Genomic DNA, 1,021 nt, shown 5'->3' on the forward strand with positions numbered 1-1,021 from the left:
CGTCCGGTTCCGCCGTGAGTTGGTGAAGCGTGGCCTGGACCGCGTTCTCTTCGACGCGGTCGGCGACCAGCTTGCCGCGCGTGGCGTCGTTGTCCGGACCGGCACACTTATCGACGCCACGGTCATCGCCTCGGCGAGCGTCAGCGATCCCGAAGCCCAGTGGGTGGGGCACCGTCGCAAGGCGCCGGTCCATGGCTTCAAGGCGCATGTCGCCGCCGATGGTGAGGGCGGCATCGTGCGTGCGATCGAAGTGACCCCCGCCAATGTGCACGACGGGAAAATGCTKGGAYCGGTTCTTCCGCAGGARCCAGGGGATGTCTACGCCGACTTGGCTTACGTGGGAGATGCCAATCGCCAGCACATTCTTGCCGCTGGCGGTCGTCCGTTCCTTCCCGCTCGCSGCACCTGGGGTGGTGAGGCGGCGCTGCGGCGGCTGGAGACCTGGAACCGCCAAGTCGGGAGGATCCGGCGCCGGGTGGAGAAGATCTTCGGGACGTGGAAGCGCAGCTACGGCTTGCGGCGGGCTCGCTACCGCGGCTTGGCCCGCTTCGGCCTCCAGGTCCGGCTTACGGCCATCGCCTGCAACCTGCGCCGGGCGGCGACCATCCTGAGGCCCGTTCCGGCATGATCAGGGGAGGAGTGTGTCTGCGGCGCGCTTGGCGCTGTCTTCAGCGCCCACGGCCGCCGACGGATCAGGTCGTTGGCGCTCAAAGCCTGGATTTTCCGCCGCCATCTCCCAGCCGCGCACAGGTCTCATCAGGTCAACGCTGCAGGAGGAGTTGCACGGTGCGTTGGCTGGCATCCTGTGTCGGGGTCCAAAAACAGCGAAGGCCGGCCCCGTTTCCGGAGCCGGCCTTGCCGAGCAGATAAARTTGGTTGCGGGGGCAGGATTTGAACCTGCGACCTTCAGGTTATGAGCCTGACGAGCTACCGGGCTGCTCCACCCCGCGGATGTTCCTTGGGAAGAGAACCGTGTGCGACGATTGTCAAGTGTGTTTGAKCCCTGCTCCGTCCAYGTCCT

The 1,021-nt window shown here is 66.2% G+C and carries 1 protein-coding gene and 1 tRNA gene; one reads left to right on the forward strand and one right to left on the reverse strand.

The window, feature by feature from the left end:
- Nucleotides 1–628, forward strand: a 628-nt coding sequence (locus tag AC1DVI_RS32380; RefSeq protein WP_476961473.1) for an IS5 family transposase, incomplete at its 5' end; no start/stop codon positions are given.
- 245 nt (nt 629–873) lie between these two features.
- On the opposite strand, the gene AC1DVI_RS32385 is transcribed toward AC1DVI_RS32380, so the two are convergent.
- Nucleotides 874–950: transfer RNA gene (locus AC1DVI_RS32385), tRNA-Met, on the reverse strand.
- Between the last annotated feature and the right edge of the window lie 71 nt (nt 951–1,021).

This window comes from Azospirillum sp. P4_B5, from assembly GCF_056402275.1.